The following is a 17,316-nucleotide window of genomic DNA, read 5'->3' as shown; positions in this document are numbered from 1 at the left end:
TGAAACCTGGCGAGGGGGCCGAAGCATCGTTACGCGTGCCGCGGCGAGGGGTTGGGCAACATGCTGCCGGGCCGGCCATCAGGTCGGCGAGCGCGGGCGAGAAGGACAGTCTGTCAGGATGGCTGCTCGGCGATATATCCGACAGCTCGCAACGATCATGTCGATCGATGCGGCGGGATTCTCGCGGCTGATGGGCATGGACGACGAGGCGGCGCTGTCCGCCTTCGAGGAGCGGCGCGACATCATCGTCGAACGCTGCGGCGTACATGGCGGCCGCACCTTCGGCGATGCCGGCGACTCGATCATGGCCGAGTTCGGCAATCCGGTGGAGGCCTTGCTGGCGGCGTTCGACTTCCAGGAGCGCATCTCGGCGCTGAACGAGGCCGCCCCGCCGAGCCGGCGCATGCCGTTCCGCGCCGGCATCAACACCGGCGACGTGATCGCGCATGAAGGCCGGCTTTACGGCGACGACGTCAATATCGCCGCGCGCATCCAGGAATTCGCTCCGCATGGCGGGCTCACGATCTCCGAAACGACATGGCATCACGTCAAGGACAAGGCGGCTGCGGAGTTCACGGATCTCGGCACTCTGTCGCTAAAGAACATCTCGCTGCCGGTGCGCATCTTCGCGGCCGGGCGGCCGAGCGCGACGGCGGATGGCGCCGCTCCCGCCTCGCTGCCGCTCGGCCTGCTCAAGCACCTGGCACTGCCGCAAGGGCCGCCGGCGATCGCGGTGCTGCCGTTCCGCCATGACGAAGAGCGCGAACTTGCCTATCTGGCCGACGGCATCGCCGAGGAGATCGGACGGGGCCTTTCCAACGTACGCTGGATCTCGGTCATCTCGACCGGTTCGTCGGCGCAGTTCCGCGACGATGCGCTCGACATCCGCCTCGTCGGCAATGCGCTCGGCGCGCGCTATGTCGTGCGCGGCACGCTTGCGCGCAACACGGCCGAGATCCGCATCTCCGTCGCCCTGGTCGATGCTTCGAACGGACGCCTGGTCTGGTCGCGCCGCTTCAACCGGGCGCTCGACGATGTCTTCGCGCTGCAGAACGAGATCGGCAGCGAGATCGTCGGCATCCTGGAGAAGGAGGTGGACCGCGTCGAGCAGGCGCGCACCTTCCAGGTGCCGTGGGAAACGCTGGAGACCTGGCAGCTCGTGCTGCGCGGACGCTGGCACATGGCCCGGCGCACCAGCCAGGACACCGAACTCGCTTTGGAGCTCTTCACCAAGGCCTACAGCCAGGACCCCAATTCCAGCGCGGTGCTGAACGAGCTCGCCTGGTGGTGGTTCTGGCGGGCATGGCTGCGCTTCGGCGACAGCGAGGATCTCGAACGCGTCGCGCAATTCGCCCACAAGGCGCTGCTGATGGACAGCCAGGATGCGCGCCCGCACGCCAATCTCGGCGCGATGGAGATCATGCGCGGCCGGCCGGCGCGGGCCGTCGAGCATCTCGAAGTCGCGCTGCATATCAATCCGAGCTTCGCCTTCGCGCGCTCCGCCATGGGCAGCGCGCGGCTGCTGCTCAACGAGCCGGAGGCGGCGATCCCGCTGTTCCGCGACGCGGAGCGGCTCAGCCCGTTCGACATCTACAGCTTCCACAATCTCGGCGAGCTCGCCGCCGCCTACAGTTTCATGGAGCAGTGGCCGGCGGTGATCGAGACGGCGGAACGGTCGCTGGCGCTCTCGCCGGGCTATTTCTATGCGCGCTTCCTCAAGATCGGCGCGCTGATGCGCAGCGGCCGAATGGAGGAGGCCGCGCGGGAGCGCGCGATCTTCGACACGCGCCATCCGGACTTCACCGTGCAGCGCATCCGCTGGATTCCCTTCGTCGACAGGGAGGCGAACGACTTCCTCATCGCCAATTTCGAGATGGCGAGGCCCGGGTGACGACCATCGGGGCGCTTGCGGCGACGATCTATGAAATCGATCACAGACGAAACGGCCGGCGCATCTAGACACTGGCCCTCACTTGCATCGATAGTGGCGTGCACGCGTGGCGTGCCGGACGATCCGAGGACAATGTCGGGTGGAACCTCGTAAGTCTAAGCGCTGCCGGCTTTCATTCCGAACCCCGTCCGTGGAGCCCGGAGCTTTCCGGCCTCTCACGCGGCACGGCCGGGCGCATGCGGGACTTCGATCCTTGAGGCGGGGGCGCTTCGAACCATGATCACGACGAAATACTTCGACGGGGTAATCAAGGCGCAGGCCGAACAGGGACCCGTCTCCGACATGCCGCCGTTCGACCTCGGTCGGCTGCGCTCGAAGGGCGGCATCGGCGAATGGGTCAAGGGGCTCATCTTCGAGGACCCACGCTGGTGGCTGAAGATCGTGCGGCGCTGGTGGCCGACCGTGCGCATCGGCAAGTTCGTTCTGGTGACGCGCGATGCCGACGTGCGCGAGATCCTGGAGCGCGAGAGCGAATTCATCACGCCCTATGGCCTCGAAATGACCGAGATGGCCGGCGGCTCCAACTTCATCCTCGGCATGCAGGATGGTCCCGACTACCGCAAGCTGAAGAAGCCGCTGCTCAGCGCCTTCCCGCCGGCCGAGGTGGAAGCGCGCGTGCGCCCCATCGCCGCCCGGCATGCGCGCGAGATCATGGACCGCGCCTCGCCCGGCTTCGACGCCATCGCCGGACTGATGAAGATCGTGCCGGTGAAGATCTGCCGCGAATATTTCGGCATGATCGTCGATGACGAGGACGAGTTCGCCGACTGGTCGATCGCGCTCTCGTCGATCTTCTTCTCCGATCCGACGGCGAACAAGGCGACGCGCGAGCTGGCCGTCGTCGCCGCCGACCGGATGATCAAGGCCGTCGACCGTTCCATCGCCGCCGTCCGCGAGGGCTCGGCGCTGCCCGACACGCCGCTCTCGCGCATGGTGGCGATGATCGACCAGGGCGTCCTCAAGCTGGAGGAGGTCCACTCGGTCATGCTGGGCATGATCTCCGGCTTCGCTCCCACCAACCTGCTCGCCGGCGGCAACTGCCTCGATGTCATCCTGTCGAAGCCGGAGGCGCAGACGGCGGTCCGTCTCGCGGTCGGCGCTGGAGACACCAAGGCGCTGGACAAGGCGGTGCTGGAGGCGATGCGCTTCAAGCCGATCTGGATCGGCCCGTGGCGCTACGCGTCGGCCGACCTGCGGATCGCCGAAGGCACGCCGCGCGAGAAGGTCATCCCGCACAAATCCACGGTGATGCCGGCGACGCTCTCGGCCATGTTCGACCCCGACGCGGTCGAGCGGCCGGACGAGTTCGACCCGGAGCGCCCGAAGAAGACCTACATGGTCTACGGCCACGGCATCCATGTCTGCATCGGTATCGAGGTGGCGCGCGTCCAGATCGGCGAGTGTCTGCGGGCGATCTTCGCGAAGAAGGGCGTGCGCCGCATGCCGGGCCGCGCGGGCAAGATGACGCGCATCGGCGCGTTCCCCGAACATCTGCGCATCGATTTCGAGCGCGAGGACCTCGACAGGATCGCACCGCAGTCGCTGGTCACGGTGGCGTTGCCGACGAAGCCCGGCGTGAGCCTCGGCGAGGTTCGCGATAGCGTCGACAAGCTCGGCAATCCGGCGGGCGACGAGATGCGCGCAGCACTCGATGCCGCCGGGATCATCCATTTCGCCAGCATCGCGGTCGCCGACACCGGCAAGGCCGATCCCGCCACCGGCAAGCCTCTCGGCATGGTGGTGCTGGAGTTCTCGGGCGACGGCGACAGCCGGCAGGTCATCGCCGCGCTCGCCCATCATGCCAGCCCGATCGTGCGGCCGATTCTGGAACGAGCCTGCGACATTCCTGCCGGCGGCGACCTCGAAGAGCTCTTCGCCAAGAAAAGCATCGACATCTCTCCCTCCTTCGGCAGCACGGCGGGGCTGGTCTTTGCCGGCACGCCCGGCCATTCCGTGCAGAGGATCAGGGCAGAGGCGAAGCTCGCGGCATTTGCGGAACGCATCGCCGAGACGCCCCATCCTGGCGATGCGCGCGGTGCGGCCGGCGTGCTCGCCGAGGTGCGCGAGAAGCTCAAGGCCGACGGTGGCTACGACTGGGCTTTCCGCTCCACCGAGAGCCTTCTGGAGCGTCCGCCAGGCAATATCCGGCGGGCGATCCAGGCGACACTGGGCTCATTCGGCTTCACGGCCGTGCTCGTCGCCCTGATCGCCGCCTGTGCGTGGATCACCTACTGGTACGTCTTCGGGCCCGCTCCCGGCATCATACGTAACCTGCTCGTCGGTGGCACGTCACTGGTGCTGGCCCTGATCGGCCTCGCCTTCGTCATCGGGATCCTCCTCTTTCTTGCACGGTTCGCGCTCGATCGGCTCGAGAGGACCGATAAACGAGGCGTCGAGTCGATCCCGCTCGACGACCTGGAGAAGATCCAGAAACGGGAAGATCACAGCGCCCAGAACCATCTCACGGCGATTTCCGTGATGAAGCCAGGCACGCTGCGGCGGCTTGCGCTGCGGCTCGCATTCTACCTGATCTCCATCTCGGCCCAGAAGGTGTTCCGGCCGGGATATCTCGCGGACATCAACACGATCCATTTCGCGCGCTGGGTGCTGCTACCGGGGACCGACCGGCTGATGTTTTTCTCGAACTACGGTGGGAGCTGGGAGAGCTATCTGGAGGACTTCATCACCAAGGCGGCGGCGGGCCTGACGGGCGTTTGGAGCAACACGGTCGGTTTCCCCCGCGCAAAAGACCTTTTCGGCGATGGCGCCCGCGATGGCGACCGCTTCAAGCGCTGGGCGAGGCGGCAGCAGGTGCCGACGCTGTTCTGGTATTCGGCCTATCCCGAGGTCAACACGCAGCGGATTCGCATCAATTCGCGCATCCGGCGGGGCATCTGCCGCGCCACCGACGGCGAGGCGCGCGACTGGCTCAGCCTGTTCGGCTCGCGCCCGCGGCCGCGCATCTCGCAGGATCTGGTCGAGGCGGCCGCGAAGCCGGAGGCGCCGCAACCGCCGGAGCCGCTGGAGTCCGGCGAGATCCAGTCGATCTTCTTCAACGCCTTCGGCGCGCTGGACTACGGCCATCTGACCGCGTTCGAGGTGCCGGGTGGCCTGGGCCGCGACGGGCGGCGGACATGGCTGGAGTTCCTTACCGCGCAGACCAGCTTCGGCGATCCGATCCCGCGCGACAGGGCGATGACCATCGCCTTCGGTCCGCGCGGGCTGCGCCGGCTGGGGCTCGACGGCGGCGCCGACGAGGAGGCGCTGAAGCGTTTCCCCAACGCCTTCCTGCAGGGCATGGGCCATCCCGAGCGCAGCCGCATCCTCGACGACATCGGCGAGAGCCAGCCCGGAAAATGGCGCTGGGGCTCGCCCGAAAAGCCGGTCGACATGATCGTCCTCTGCTATGCCAAGGACCCGTCGCTGCTGGCGAAGAAAGTCGCCGAGGTGAAGAAGCGCGCGAAGGCTGCCGGCCTGTCGCCGGGGTTCGATCTGCCACTCGAAACCAAACGCCAGGCGCCGCTCGAGACCAAGCGCTACAATCGCGCCGCGGCGGCCAGCCACGAACGGGCCGAGACCGTGCGCCGCAACGGCCGGGCGATCGAGCATTTCGGCTTCGCCGACGGCATCTCGCAGCCGGCGGTGCGCGGCACGGCGCGCGCCCATGGCGGCGCGCCGGAGGCCAACGTGGTTGCCGCTGGCGAATTCCTGTTCGGCTATCGCGACGAGCACGGCTTCTATCCGGTGTCGCCGGCCGTCAAGGCGCACCACGATCCGTCGGGCATCCTGTCCTCGCTGCGCTTCCGGCGCGGCGCCGACGGCACGACGGACGCGCTGCACGATTTCGGCCGCAACGGCTCCTTCATCGTCGTGCGTCAGTTCGAGCAGCACGTCGACGCCTTCGACGATTATTGCGTCTTCGCCGCGAAAACCAAGGCCAAGGAGCACGACGACCCGTCGATCACGCCGGAGTGGATCGCGGCCAAGATGATGGGCCGCTGGAAGGATGGCTCGTCGCTGGTGCGCAATCCCGAAGGCCGGCCGGATCGGCCGGTCGACAACGCCTTCTCCTACGGCGCCGAGGACCCGCAGGGGCTGCGCTGTCCGTTCGGGGCACATATCCGCCGCTCCAACCCGCGCGATTCGCTGGGCGACGACCACGCCACGCAGATCAGCATCGGCAAGCGGCACCGCATCCTGCGCGTCGGTCGCACCTACGAAGTGCCGGGGGCCAAGAAGGGCGAGACCGAGAAGGGCCTGCTCTTCATGTGCCTCAACGCCGACATCGAGCGTCAGTACGAGTTCATGCAGCAGACCTGGGTGTCGGCCCGTTCCTTCCACGGCCTCGCGGGCGAGAAGGACCCGGCGATCGGCGCGAACGAAGGCAAGGGCCGGTTCTCGATCCCGAAATGGGAAGGCAACGTGGTGCTGCGGGAGATGCCGAGCTTCGTGACGACGCGCGGCGGCGGCTATTTCTTCATGCCGAGCCGGGCGGCGCTGCGCTTCATGATCTCGCGGCTGTAGGGCAAGTCGCAGCCTACGGCGGGAGACGGCTCAGTCGTCCTCGCCGGCGCTGGCGATGCCGCGCAGCTTCGCCGCGCTGACGACGCGCACGCCGCCACGGCGAAGCTCGATCACGCCGCGCGAGCGCCAGTCGTTGAGCGTCTTGTTGACGGATTCGCGCGTGGCGCCGAGGAATTCGGCAAGCTCGGCCTGCGAGAGCTCGATCCAGCCATCCTTGTCGGCGCTGATGCCGGACAGGAGCCCAAGCCGCTTGGCGAGCCGCGCCTCGATGGCGAAGAAGGCGAGGTCGCCCATCTCTCCGCTCACCCAGCGCAGCCGCGCGCACAGAAGCTCGATCATCGCGCGGGCGAGTTCCGGGTGGGCCTGCATCCGGTCGAACAGCTGCGCGCGGCTGAGCGAGACGAGCTCGCAGGCCGTCAGGCAGATCGCAGTCGCCGTCCTCGTGCCGCCGTCGAGCGCGCCGATCTCGCCGACCAGGCTGTGGTGCAGTTCGATATTGGCGACCAGCTTCTGCCCGCCGGGCGAGAAGAGGGAGATCTCCACGGTCCCGGAAAGGACGCCATAGATCCGGTCGGCGTCGTCCTCCTGTACGAACAGGTGCTGGCCGGCCGGGTAGCGCTCGATGCGGCATCCCTTGAACAACAGGTCGAACAGGCCGCTTCCGATGCGCACCGGAAGGGCTGCGCCACCCGCATCATGTGTGCTGCCCGTCATCGGAATGCTCCGCTCGCGGCGTCCGGTGTCTTTGTACGACAGCTCGATCATGGTGGAAAGCATGGCGTTGCTCACTCGAGTGACGGACAGTTTCGCTCGAAACGCGCCCCGAGCAGCCGCGGCGCGGGCCGGGGCGGCAGGAAGGGCGTCGCGGAGCGCGGCGGGCCGTCTGCACGGACGGCGGGAGGAACCGCCCGCGCAGACGACGACAATGAAAAGTCCTTTGGCATTCGGGAACGTGCGGGTCGCTGGGACCTGCTCCTTTTCATTGGGCTCAAGGCTCGATTCGGCCTTGCCGTAACGGAAGGTCTTCGAATTCAGGGCGCGCGTCTGTGAGGTGATTCACATGAAGGGCATCGCGGATGGACCCAGGAGCGGCCGGCCGCGCCCGACCCGCCTTGCGTGAAGGTCGCGGAATGGCGATTGAACGGCTCGATATCTTCTGATTGTATACAGGTACTGCGCATGGAAGTCGCCAGCGATCAGGGAGGATCGAACAATGACATCATCTAGCTTGGAAGACGTCACAAAATCGGGAAAAAACATCGTCGAGATTCTGAGAAACTCAAAAATCGGAAGCTATGTGTATCCAGTCGTCGCGGCCGAGTTCGCCAACTGGCGTGACGAACAGCGCGCCTGGCGCGATTCCGCGGTACTGTTCGACCAGTCGCATCACATGGCGGAGCTGACCGTCGAAGGGCCGGACGCGGGCCGTTTCCTCGAAAGCCTGTCGATCAACAGTTTCAGGAACTTCCCCGTCGACCGCGCCAAGCACTACGTGCCGGTGAGCCCCGAAGGCTACGTCATCGGCGATGTGATCTGCTTCCACCTCGAAGAGGACGAATACGTCCTGGTCGGCCGCGCCCCGACCGTGAACTGGGTTGAATACAATGCCAAAAAGGGTGGTCGTTCGGTCAAGACCATCCGCGATGACCGCTCGCCGTCCCGACCGGACGGAAACAAGGTCGAGCGACGCCATTACCGCTTCCAGATCCAGGGGCCGAACGCGCCGCAGATCCTCGAGAAGCTCAATGGCGGGCTGGTGCCGGACATCAAGTTCTTCCATATGGACCGCATCAACATCGCCGGCCGCAAGGTGAGGGCGCTGCGCCACGGCATGGCCGGCGCGCCGGGGCTGGAGGTGTTCGGTCCCTATGCCGAAAAGGACGAGATCCGCGCGGCGATCCTGGAGGCGGGCAAGGAGTTCGACCTCTACCAGGTCGGCAGCCGGGCCTATTCGACGAACACGCTCGAGTCCGGCTGGATCCCGTCGCCGCTGCCGGCCGTCTACACCGGCGAGGAGATGAAAGCCTATCGCCAGTGGCTGCCGGCCGACGGTTACGAAGCGACCGGCTCGATCGGCGGGTCGTTCGTGTCGGACGATATCCGGGACTATTATTCGACCCCCTGGGAGCTCGGCTACGGCTTTTATATCAAGAACGATCACGACTTCGTCGGGCGTGCGGCCCTGGAGAAGATGCAGGGCCGCAGGCACCGCAAGAAGGTGACGTTCGAATGGAACGGCGACGACGTGGCCAAGGTCATCGCGTCGGCCTTCCAGCGCGACGACCTGCCCTACAAATGGATCGACTTCCCGGTGGCAAACTATGCCTCCTCGTCGTTCGACAGGATCATGCGCGGCGACCGGATGGTCGGGCTGTCGATGTTCTCGGGCTACAGCTTCAACGAACGCTGCATGCTGTCGCTCGGCGTCGTCGACGACGACGTCGAGATCGGTGACATCCTGACGCTCGTCTGGGGCGAGCCGGACGGCGGCACGGACAAGACCGCGACGGAAAAGCACCGCCAGGCCGAGATCCGCGTGCGCGTGTCGGCGGCGCCGTACGCACGCGAAGCGCGCGAAAACTACGTGGAAAGCTGGCGCACCCGCGCGGCCTGAGGCACAGATAGTGCAGGGAAAGCTCCCGATCGGCCCGGACGGGCCGGTCGGATCGCCGGGGAGAACGCGATGGGTGACAAGGAAGCTTCGCAATCGCTCAAGGCGCTGCTCGGAATTCGCGATCTCATCATGAGCGGGCGGATTGCGGCCGGCGAGCGATTGTCCGAAATCCCCCTCGCCGAGCAACTCGGGATTTCGCGCACGCCGGTGCGCGCGGCGCTGGCGCGGCTGGAGCAGGAAGGCCTTCTCGAAAAGACCCGGTCCGGCAGCTATTTTGCCCGCGCCTTCACCATCGAGGAGGTCATGGACGCGCTTGAGCTTCGCGGCGTGCTCGAAGGCACCGCGGCGCGGCTCGCCGCCGAGCGGGGAGCCGACCCGCGCAAGCTTTCCGACATCTTGTATGTGGTCGACGCGATCGGGCGCGCCATCGAGCCGGGGCCGGCGGAGATGGATTTCGAAGCCTATGTGCAGGGCAATGACGAGTTCCACCGGCTCCTGGCGGGGCTTGCCGGCAGCGAGACGATCCGTCGCGAGATCGAGCGTGCCGTGCGGCTGCCCTTCGCGTCGCCCAGCGCATTCCTCGAAAAGCAGGAAGACGTTCCGGTCTTCCGCCGGTCGCTCGTCGGCGCGCAGGAGCAGCATCGCGCCATCCTCGAGGCGATCGAGAAGAGGGAAGGCGCGCGCGCCGAAGCGATCGCCCGCGAGCATGCCCGGCTGGCGAGGCGCAATCTGGAGTATGTGCTGCACCGCGACCCAAGCCTGATGCAGCGCATCCCGGCACTCACGCTGGTTCGCCCCGACGAGGAAGCCGAGAGAGACACTCGCCCCACCGACTGGATGTCGTCGGCTTTCCGACGGTTGTAGCGTCCGGGGCGCCGGCCGACGTACTTTTGATCCGTGACAATGACGATGCAGTCTCCTCAGCGATAGGTCGTCGGCGGAAAGAGGGTGACGCATGACCATCAGAAACCTGGAATTCGCCGCGCGTCCGCGCTCCGTGGCTGTCGTCGGCGCTTCCGAGCGCGTGGGATCTGTCGGGCGGGTGGTGCTCGACAACATCGTCTCCGGCGGTTTCGAAGGGCCGATCTGGCCGATCAATCCGAAATACCACGAGATCCGCGGTCTCCCCGCCTTCCGCAACGCCGCCGCCCTGCCGGCCGCGCCCGATCTCGCCGTCATCGTCACGCCGGCCGAAGCGGTGCCCGGCGTCATCTCCGAGCTCGGCGAGAAAGGATGCCGCGCTGGCGTGGTGATCACGGCGGGGCTGACGCGCGCGAACGGGCTGCGCCAGGCCATGCTCGACGCGGCACGGCCTCATCTCTTCCGCATCATCGGTCCCAACACGGTCGGCCTGATGATCCCGCCCTTCAAGCTGAATGCCGGCTTCGCCCATATGGCGGCCCGGCCCGGCAACATCGCGCTCCTGTCGCAGTCCGGCGCGATCGCCACCTCGCTGATCGACTGGGCGGCGGAGAACAATGTCGGCTTCTCCCATATCGTCTCGCTCGGCGACATGGCTGACGTCGACGTCGGCGACTGGCTCGACCTGCTCGCCGGTGACCCGGCCACCAAGGCCATCGTGATGTATCTCGAATCGATCACCAATCCGCGCAAGTTCATGTCGGCGGCACGTGCCGCCGCGCGCATCAAGCCGGTGATCGCCATCAAGTCCGGCCGCCATGCCGCCGCGGCCAAGGCTGCCGCCACCCACACCGGCGCTCTGTCGGGCGCGGACCGCGTGGTGGACGCGGCACTGCGGCGCGCCGGCATCCTCAGGGTCGACGGCCTCGCGGAGCTGATCGACGCGGCCGAGATCACCTCACGTTTCCCGCCGTTGTACAGCGCCCGCATCGGCATCGTCACCAATGGCGGCGGCGCTGGCGTGCTGGCCGTCGACGAGCTTGTGAGCTGCGGCATCGAACTCGCCGAGCTTTCTCCCGAGACGTTGAAGGCGCTGGGCGCGGTCCTTCCACCGACCTGGTCCAAGGGCAATCCGGTCGACATCATCGGCGATGCCCCGCCGGAGCGTTACCGCGCCGCGGTCTCGGCCGTTGCGGCGGATCCCGGGGTCGATGCGGTGATGGTGTTCAACTGTCCGACCGGCCTCGCCTCGCCGATCGCGGCCGCCACTGCCGTCGCCGAGCTTGCCGACAAGGGCCATATCGGCGGCAAGCCGGTGCTGACCTGCTGGCTCGGCGAGCACACGGCGCGCATCGGCCGCCGCGCCCTTCAGGATGCCGGTCTCGCGAGCTTCGAGACTCCGGCCGACACTGCGCGGGCGGCCGCCTATCTTGCGGACTGGTCGAAGGCGCAGATGGCGTTGAGCCGCGTGCCGTCGGCCGGCAGCGAGGATGTGGATGGCAACCGCAAGCTGGTTCTCGGCATCCTGCGCGAAGCTGCGCGAGAGGGCCGGCGCATGCTGACCGAGCCGGAGGCGAAGAGCGTCATCCGCGCCTACGGCGTCGACGCGCCGGAAGTGCTGGTCGCCCAAACCCCGGCCGAGGTGCAGGCCGCTGCGGAGCGGCTGCTCGCCGGGGGCGGGCAGGTGGCGGTCAAGCTTTTGTCGAAGGAGATTACCCACAAGTCCGACGTCGGCGGCGTGGTTCTGTCGCTCGATACGGCGGAGGCGGCTGCCGAGGCCGCCCGCACGATCGAGAAGCGCGTGGCGAAGGTGAAACCGGGTGCGGCGATCGACGGCTTCGCGGTGCAGCCGATGGTCGTGCGCAAGCAGGCGCACGAGCTGATCCTCGGCATGAGCCGCGATCCGATCTTCGGACCGGTGATCCTGTTCGGCGCAGGCGGCGTCGCCGTCGAGGTCATGGAGGACACCTCGGTCGGCCTGCCGCCGATGGACGACGTGCTGGCGGGCGACCTGATCGACCGCACCCGCATCGGCCGCCTGCTTGCCGGCTACCGCGACCGCAAACCGGCCGACCGCGCGGCGATCGTGAAGGCGCTCAACGGCTTGTCGCAGCTCATCATCGATTTCCCCTGCATCGACGGCGTCGACATCAACCCGCTGCTCGCCAATGCCGAGGGCGCCGTCGCGCTCGACGCCCGCGTCGAGATCGATCCGGCGCGGGTCGAGGAGGACGGGCCGGAGCGTTCGCTCGTGATCCGCCCCTATCCGTCCGGCTGGGAAACGACCGTCTCGAGCGACAGGGCCGATTTCCATGTCCGCCCGATCAAGCCGGCCGACGTCCGGCTCTATCCCGATTTCCTGGCAAAAGTGTCCGCCGACGACATCCGCTTCCGCTTCCTCGCACAGCGCAAGGAGTTTCCGGACGAGATGCTGAAGCGGCTGACCCAGCTCGACTACGACCGCGAGATCGCCTTCGTGGCCCTGCAGGAGACCGGCGAGCTTGCGGCCATCGGCCGCCTGTCCGCCGATCCGGACCATGTGAAGGCCGAATACGCGCTTCTCGTGCGGACCGACCTGCAGGGACACGGGCTCGGCTGGGCGTTGCTGCGGCACCTGATCGACTACGCCCGTGCCGACGGCATCCAGCGGATCGAAGGCATCATCCTGGGCGACAACACGCGCATGCTGTCGATGTGCCGCCAGTTCGGCTTCCATGTCGAGCATCATCCGCAGGAGCCCGGCCTGATGCTGGCGTCGCTCGATCTCGATTAGCCCACGGCACCCATGTTTGCCGCAGGCTCCGTCGCGCCATTTCTTTGACAATTGCCAATCCGTGTGAAATATGTCGCCATGCGTTGGAGCATGGTGAGGAGCAATGGCGAAGGCGCAAGCTGACAGGATCGTGCACAAGGCGGCCTGGCTCTATTATACGCATGGACTGCGCCAGGACGAGGTGGCGCAGCGGCTGAATATCTCGCGCGCCTCCGTCGCGCTCTATCTCCGTCGCGCCCGCGAGACGGGCATCGTCAACATCTCCACCGCCACGCATCTCTTTCGCGGCGAACAGCTCGCCCGCGAGGTCGAGGATAAGTTCGGGCTGGAGGCCGTCTGGATCGCCGGCGAGGACCTGGCCGCCGGGGAGGCCGAGGCCGAGATCCCGTCGCTCGGGGCGAGCGTCTTCCTCGAGATGGTCGGGCGCGGCCAGCGTGTCGGCATCGCCTGGGGCCGCACCGTCTATGCGATTGCCGACGTCATGTCCTTTGCCGATCTCGAAGGCGTCACCGTCGTCCAGCTCTGCGGCAATCTCGGCGCGCCCTATTCCTACCGGCCCGACCAGTGCACGATGGAGATCGCGCGGCGGCTCAACGCGCGCGGCCTGAATTTCTATGCCCCCCTGGTTCTCTCTACGCCCGAGCTTGCCAGCGCCCTGCGCAGCGAGCCGGTGATCCGCGAGCAGCTCGACAGCGTCGCCGGCTGCGACCTGTCGCTCTATTCGGTCGGCACGCTCGACGAGGACAGCCATGTGGTGAAGTGCGGCGCGCTGACGGCGAACGAACTGGCGCAACTGCGAAAGCAGGGCGGGGCGGGTGTGATCGCCGGCCAGATCATCGATCGCTCCGGCCGCCTGCTCGACTGCGACTACAACCGCCGCGTCATCTCCGCCGATCTCGAAAGCCTCAAGAAGATCCCCCGCAGGCTGACGGTCGTGCAGGAGGAGAGCAAGCTCGCACCGCTTCGCGCAGCGCTTGCCGGCGGCTTCTGCACCCACCTAGTCGCGACCGCGGCAATAGCGCGCGGCCTGCTTGCGGGCGGCTGACCGGTCATCAACTCATCGCAATACGGAAGACTGCAATGAAGAACCTCTGGAACGACCAGGAAGCCGAGCGTCTCGTCGGCGAATATGCCGCCAAGGGCGTCGCGCGCGATCTGGCGCTGCGCGTCTACACGACCCGGCTGCTCGGCGGCGAGCCGCGCTTGGTGCTGCATGGCGGCGGCAACACGTCGGTGAAGGCCACCGCGACCGACCTCGTCGGCGACACCTACGACGTGCTGCACGTCAAGGGTTCCGGCTGGGACATGGCGGTCATCGAGCCGGCCGGCCTGCCGGCGGTGAAGATGGCGCCGCTCTTAAAGGCGCGCGCAAAGGACGTGCTTTCCGACGAGGACATGGTCGCGCTGCAGCGCGCCAACCTCATCGACCCGTCCTCGCCCAATCCGTCGGTCGAGACGCTGTTGCACGCCTTCCTGCCGCACAAGTTCGTCGACCACACGCATTCGACGGCCGTGCTCGCCATCGTCGACCAGGGCACCGACAGCGTCGAGACGATCGCCAAGGTCTTCGGCCCGAAGATGGGCTACGTGCCCTACATCAAGCCCGGCTTCGACCTCGCCAAGGCGGCGGCCGAGGTGTTCGAGAAGGACACCTCCGTCGAAGGCCTGATCCTCGACAAGCACGGCATCTTCACCTTCGCCGAGACCGCCAAGGAGGCCTATGACCTGATGATCCACTGGGTCACGGTCGCTGAGGATTATGTCGCGAAGAACGGCAAGGCGCCGGCGAAGACCGCGGCACTCCCCGCGACGCTGGCGACAGCGGCAGACATCGCTTCGTCGCTGCGGGGCGCGGTCGCCGTCGATCTCGGTGAAGGACGCTTCGACCGCATGGTGTCCGACTTCCGCACCTCGCCGGCGATCCTCGATTTCCTCGCCAATGCCGATCTCCAGCGGCTGGCCGATCGCGGCGTCTCGACGCCGGATCTCTCGATCCGCATCAAGACTGGCCCGATGGTGCTGCCGGCACCGGCCGCCGGAGACGCGAACTATCCGAAGGCGATCCGCGAGAAGGTGGCGGCCTATGTCGCCGAATACACCGACTACTTCCGCACCAACGACGCGCGCGACGAGGTCAGGCGCACCATGCTCGACCCGATGCCGCGCCTCAGCCTCGTTCCGGGCGTCGGCATCTTCGGCCACGGCCGCACACTGAAGGACGCGAAGATCGCTTCAGATGTCGCCGAGGCGTGGATGGACGCGGTGCGTGGGGCGGAGGCGATCGGCGACTTCCGCCCGCTCGCCAAGTCCGACCTGTTCGAGCTCGAATACTGGTCGCTGGAGCAGGCCAAGCTCGCCGGCAACAAGCCGAAGCCGCTGACGGGCCAAGTGATGCTGGTGACTGGCGGCGCGGGCGCGATCGGCGCTGCGACGGCGAAGATGTTCGCCGCCAATGGCGCACATGTGGTCGTGGTCGACCTCGATGAGGCAAAGGCCAAGGAGGTCGCCAAGGCCGCCGGCAACGCCTCGATCGGCGTGGGCGCGGACGTGACCAAGCCGGCCGATGTACGCGCCGCGTTCGACAAGGCCGTCGCGACCTATGGCGGCGTCGACATCGTTGTCTCGAATGCGGGCGCGGCTTTCGAAGGCGCGATCGGCGAGATCGACGACGCGCTGCTGCGCAAGAGCTTCGAGCTCAACTTCTTCGCCCACCAGTCCGTGGCGCAGAACGCGGTGCGCATCTTCAAGCAGCAGGGCACCGGCGGTTGCCTGCTCTTCAACACCTCCAAGCAGGCGATCAATCCCGGCCCGAAGTTCGGCGCCTATGGCCTGCCCAAAGCGGCGACGCTGTTCCTGTCGCGGCAATATGCGCTCGACTACGGTTCGATCGGCGTGCGCTCCAACGCCGTCAACGCCGACCGCATCCGCTCGGGCCTGCTCACCGACGCGATGATCGCCAGCCGCTCCACCGCCCGCGGCCTGTCGGAGAAGGACTACATGTCCGGCAACCTGCTCGGCCAGGAAGTCACCGCCGACCACGTGGCGCAGGCCTTCCTGCACCACGCGCTGGCGGAGCGGACGACGGCGGATGTGACGACGGTCGACGGGGGGAATATCGCGGCGACGCTGCGGTAAGGATCGATTGCGGTCACTCTCGCGTGTGCTATGTATGTAGCACATCTGGTTGGAGTGTCGCCAATGTCCATCACATCGAAAATACGCCGGCAGGGCGGCGCCGCCGTGGTGACCATCCCGCCGGCGCTTCTGAAGCTGATGGATGTGGAGGTCGGCTCGCAATTGTCGCTGAGCGTTACCGACGGCGAGCTGATCGCCCGTCCGGTAAGGGGCGCCAGGAAGCGCTACTCGCTTGGCGAGCTGCTGGAAGGTGCCGACGCAATGGCCGAGCTCAACGCGCAGACCGAATGGGCGCGCGAAGGTGACTCCGTCGGCCGCGAGCTGCCCTGATGGTCCGCAGCAGCGTGCCGCGGCGGGGAGACATCTACTGGATCGATCCCAATCCGGTCGCCGGCCGCGAGATGAAGGACCTCCACTCCTTCGTGGTGATCACGCCGCACGAAATCAACGCACTCGGCGTCTCGATGACCGTCCCGGTGACGACGGGCGGCGTGTTCACCCGCAATGTCGGGCTGGCCGTCCCGATCATCGGCCACCGCACCACCGGCGTCGCGGTCTGCAACCAGGTCCGCAGCTTCGATATCGAGGCGCGTGTGCGGGGTGGAACCGCGCGTTACGTCGAGACGCTCGACGATGCCACGATCGGGGAGATCGTGGCGCGCGTGGTCAGCGCGATCGATCCGGCAGAGTAGCGCCTGAACTGTCGCCCGCCGCGACGCTGCGTTAGATGTTTCACAGTCCTCTTGCTTCCGTTGCGGCAATCAGCGACCGCGACGCGTGTGAAGGATAAGACGGTCCGGGCGTCGCGGAGAAACGCGATGTCCGGATTGATCGACGGCCTTCCCGCCGGGACGCTGCAACTGATGGCAGGCTATGCAGCGCTGCTGGTGGTGCCGGGTCCGAATATGGTCGTCGTCTCGGCGGCGAGCCTGGCGTCGCGGGGCGGCGAGGGCATGGCGGCGGCGATCGGCGTGGCGTTCGGCGCCACGCTGTTGGCGCTGGTGGCAATGTATGCCGGAAACAGGATCGGCGAGGCGGCCGATCTCGGCCTGGTCGCGCCGTTCCTGTTCGCGGCGACGATGCTCTATCTCGGCCTGCGGCTCGTCTCCCAGGCTGTCAGGCCTTCCGATCCGCGCGTTGCCCGGGCGGGAGGCGCGATTGGCGGACATCTCCTCGCAGGTCTCGTCACTTCCTTGAGCAATCCGATCAGCTTCGCCTTCTTCTCCACGGCCGCAATAAGTCTTGCGGACTCCGGCAGCCGCCTGCTGGTCGCCGCGCCCGCCTGCGTCTTCACGATGGCGCTTGGATGGTTCCTGCTCGTGGGCTGGATCGCAAGCCGCGCCGCAGCGCGCGGCCTTCCGCCCTATCTCGGAGCGACCGTGCGCGGGATCGCCGGCGCGGCTCTTCTTGCGATTGCCGTATGGACCCTGCTCGACGCCCTGAACTCCGGCGGGTGAT

At 67.0% G+C, this 17,316-nt stretch carries 11 protein-coding genes; 10 read left to right on the top strand and 1 reads right to left on the bottom strand.

Annotated features, from left to right (window positions below):
- Nucleotides 1-118: 118 nt before the first annotated feature.
- Nucleotides 119-1,891: an adenylate/guanylate cyclase domain-containing protein gene (locus B9Z03_RS26875; protein WP_085467039.1), complete on the top strand. Its 1,773-nt coding sequence runs from the start codon at nucleotides 119-121 to the stop codon at nucleotides 1,889-1,891.
- A 276-nt stretch (nucleotides 1,892-2,167) separates the two neighbouring features.
- On the top strand, nucleotides 2,168-6,475 hold the full coding sequence (locus tag B9Z03_RS26870; protein WP_085467038.1) for a cytochrome P450: 4,308 nt from the start codon (nucleotides 2,168-2,170) through the stop codon (nucleotides 6,473-6,475).
- 30 nt (nucleotides 6,476-6,505) lie between these two features.
- On the opposite strand, the gene B9Z03_RS26865 is transcribed toward B9Z03_RS26870, so the two are convergent.
- Nucleotides 6,506-7,189: a Crp/Fnr family transcriptional regulator gene (locus B9Z03_RS26865; protein WP_085467886.1), complete on the bottom strand. Its 684-nt coding sequence runs from the start codon at nucleotides 7,187-7,189 to the stop codon at nucleotides 6,506-6,508.
- Between the two features lie 499 nt (nucleotides 7,190-7,688).
- Between B9Z03_RS26865 and ligM the strand changes: the two genes are divergently transcribed.
- From ligM to B9Z03_RS26825, 8 genes are all read left to right on the top strand, one after another.
- On the top strand, nucleotides 7,689-9,089 hold the full coding sequence (gene ligM, locus B9Z03_RS26860; RefSeq protein ID WP_085467037.1) for a vanillate/3-O-methylgallate O-demethylase: 1,401 nt from the start codon (nucleotides 7,689-7,691) through the stop codon (nucleotides 9,087-9,089).
- 69 nt (nucleotides 9,090-9,158) lie between these two features.
- Complete coding sequence (locus tag B9Z03_RS26855; RefSeq protein WP_085467036.1) at nucleotides 9,159-9,953, top strand: GntR family transcriptional regulator; 795 nt, start codon at nucleotides 9,159-9,161, stop codon at nucleotides 9,951-9,953.
- A 91-nt stretch (nucleotides 9,954-10,044) separates the two neighbouring features.
- Nucleotides 10,045-12,723, top strand: a complete 2,679-nt coding sequence (locus B9Z03_RS26850) for a bifunctional acetate--CoA ligase family protein/GNAT family N-acetyltransferase (RefSeq protein ID WP_085467035.1) — start codon at nucleotides 10,045-10,047, stop codon at nucleotides 12,721-12,723.
- A 103-nt stretch (nucleotides 12,724-12,826) separates the two neighbouring features.
- A complete protein-coding gene (locus B9Z03_RS26845; protein ID WP_085467034.1) occupies nucleotides 12,827-13,768 on the top strand; it encodes a sugar-binding transcriptional regulator in 942 nt (313 codons plus the stop codon).
- Between the two features lie 35 nt (nucleotides 13,769-13,803).
- A complete protein-coding gene (locus tag B9Z03_RS26840; RefSeq protein ID WP_085467033.1) occupies nucleotides 13,804-15,858 on the top strand; it encodes a bifunctional aldolase/short-chain dehydrogenase in 2,055 nt (684 codons plus the stop codon).
- A gap of 63 nt (nucleotides 15,859-15,921) precedes the next feature.
- Nucleotides 15,922-16,188, top strand: coding sequence for a type II toxin-antitoxin system antitoxin MazE (locus B9Z03_RS26835; protein WP_085467032.1), 267 nt, complete (start codon nucleotides 15,922-15,924; stop codon nucleotides 16,186-16,188).
- Nucleotides 16,188-16,550, top strand: coding sequence for a type II toxin-antitoxin system toxin MazF (locus B9Z03_RS26830; RefSeq protein ID WP_085467031.1), 363 nt, complete (start codon nucleotides 16,188-16,190; stop codon nucleotides 16,548-16,550). The genes B9Z03_RS26835 and B9Z03_RS26830 overlap by 1 nt, the downstream gene beginning before the upstream one ends.
- Nucleotides 16,551-16,676: 126 nt before the next feature.
- Complete coding sequence (locus tag B9Z03_RS26825) at nucleotides 16,677-17,315, top strand: LysE family transporter (protein ID WP_085467030.1); 639 nt, start codon at nucleotides 16,677-16,679, stop codon at nucleotides 17,313-17,315.
- The last annotated feature ends 1 nt before the right edge of the window (nucleotide 17,316 follow it).

The organism is Mesorhizobium australicum (genome assembly GCF_900177325.1).
Lineage (GTDB): Bacteria > Pseudomonadota > Alphaproteobacteria > Rhizobiales > Rhizobiaceae > Mesorhizobium_A > Mesorhizobium_A australicum_A.
The sequence above is the reverse complement of the archived record's forward strand: the minus strand, read 5'-3'. Positions and strand labels throughout refer to the sequence as shown.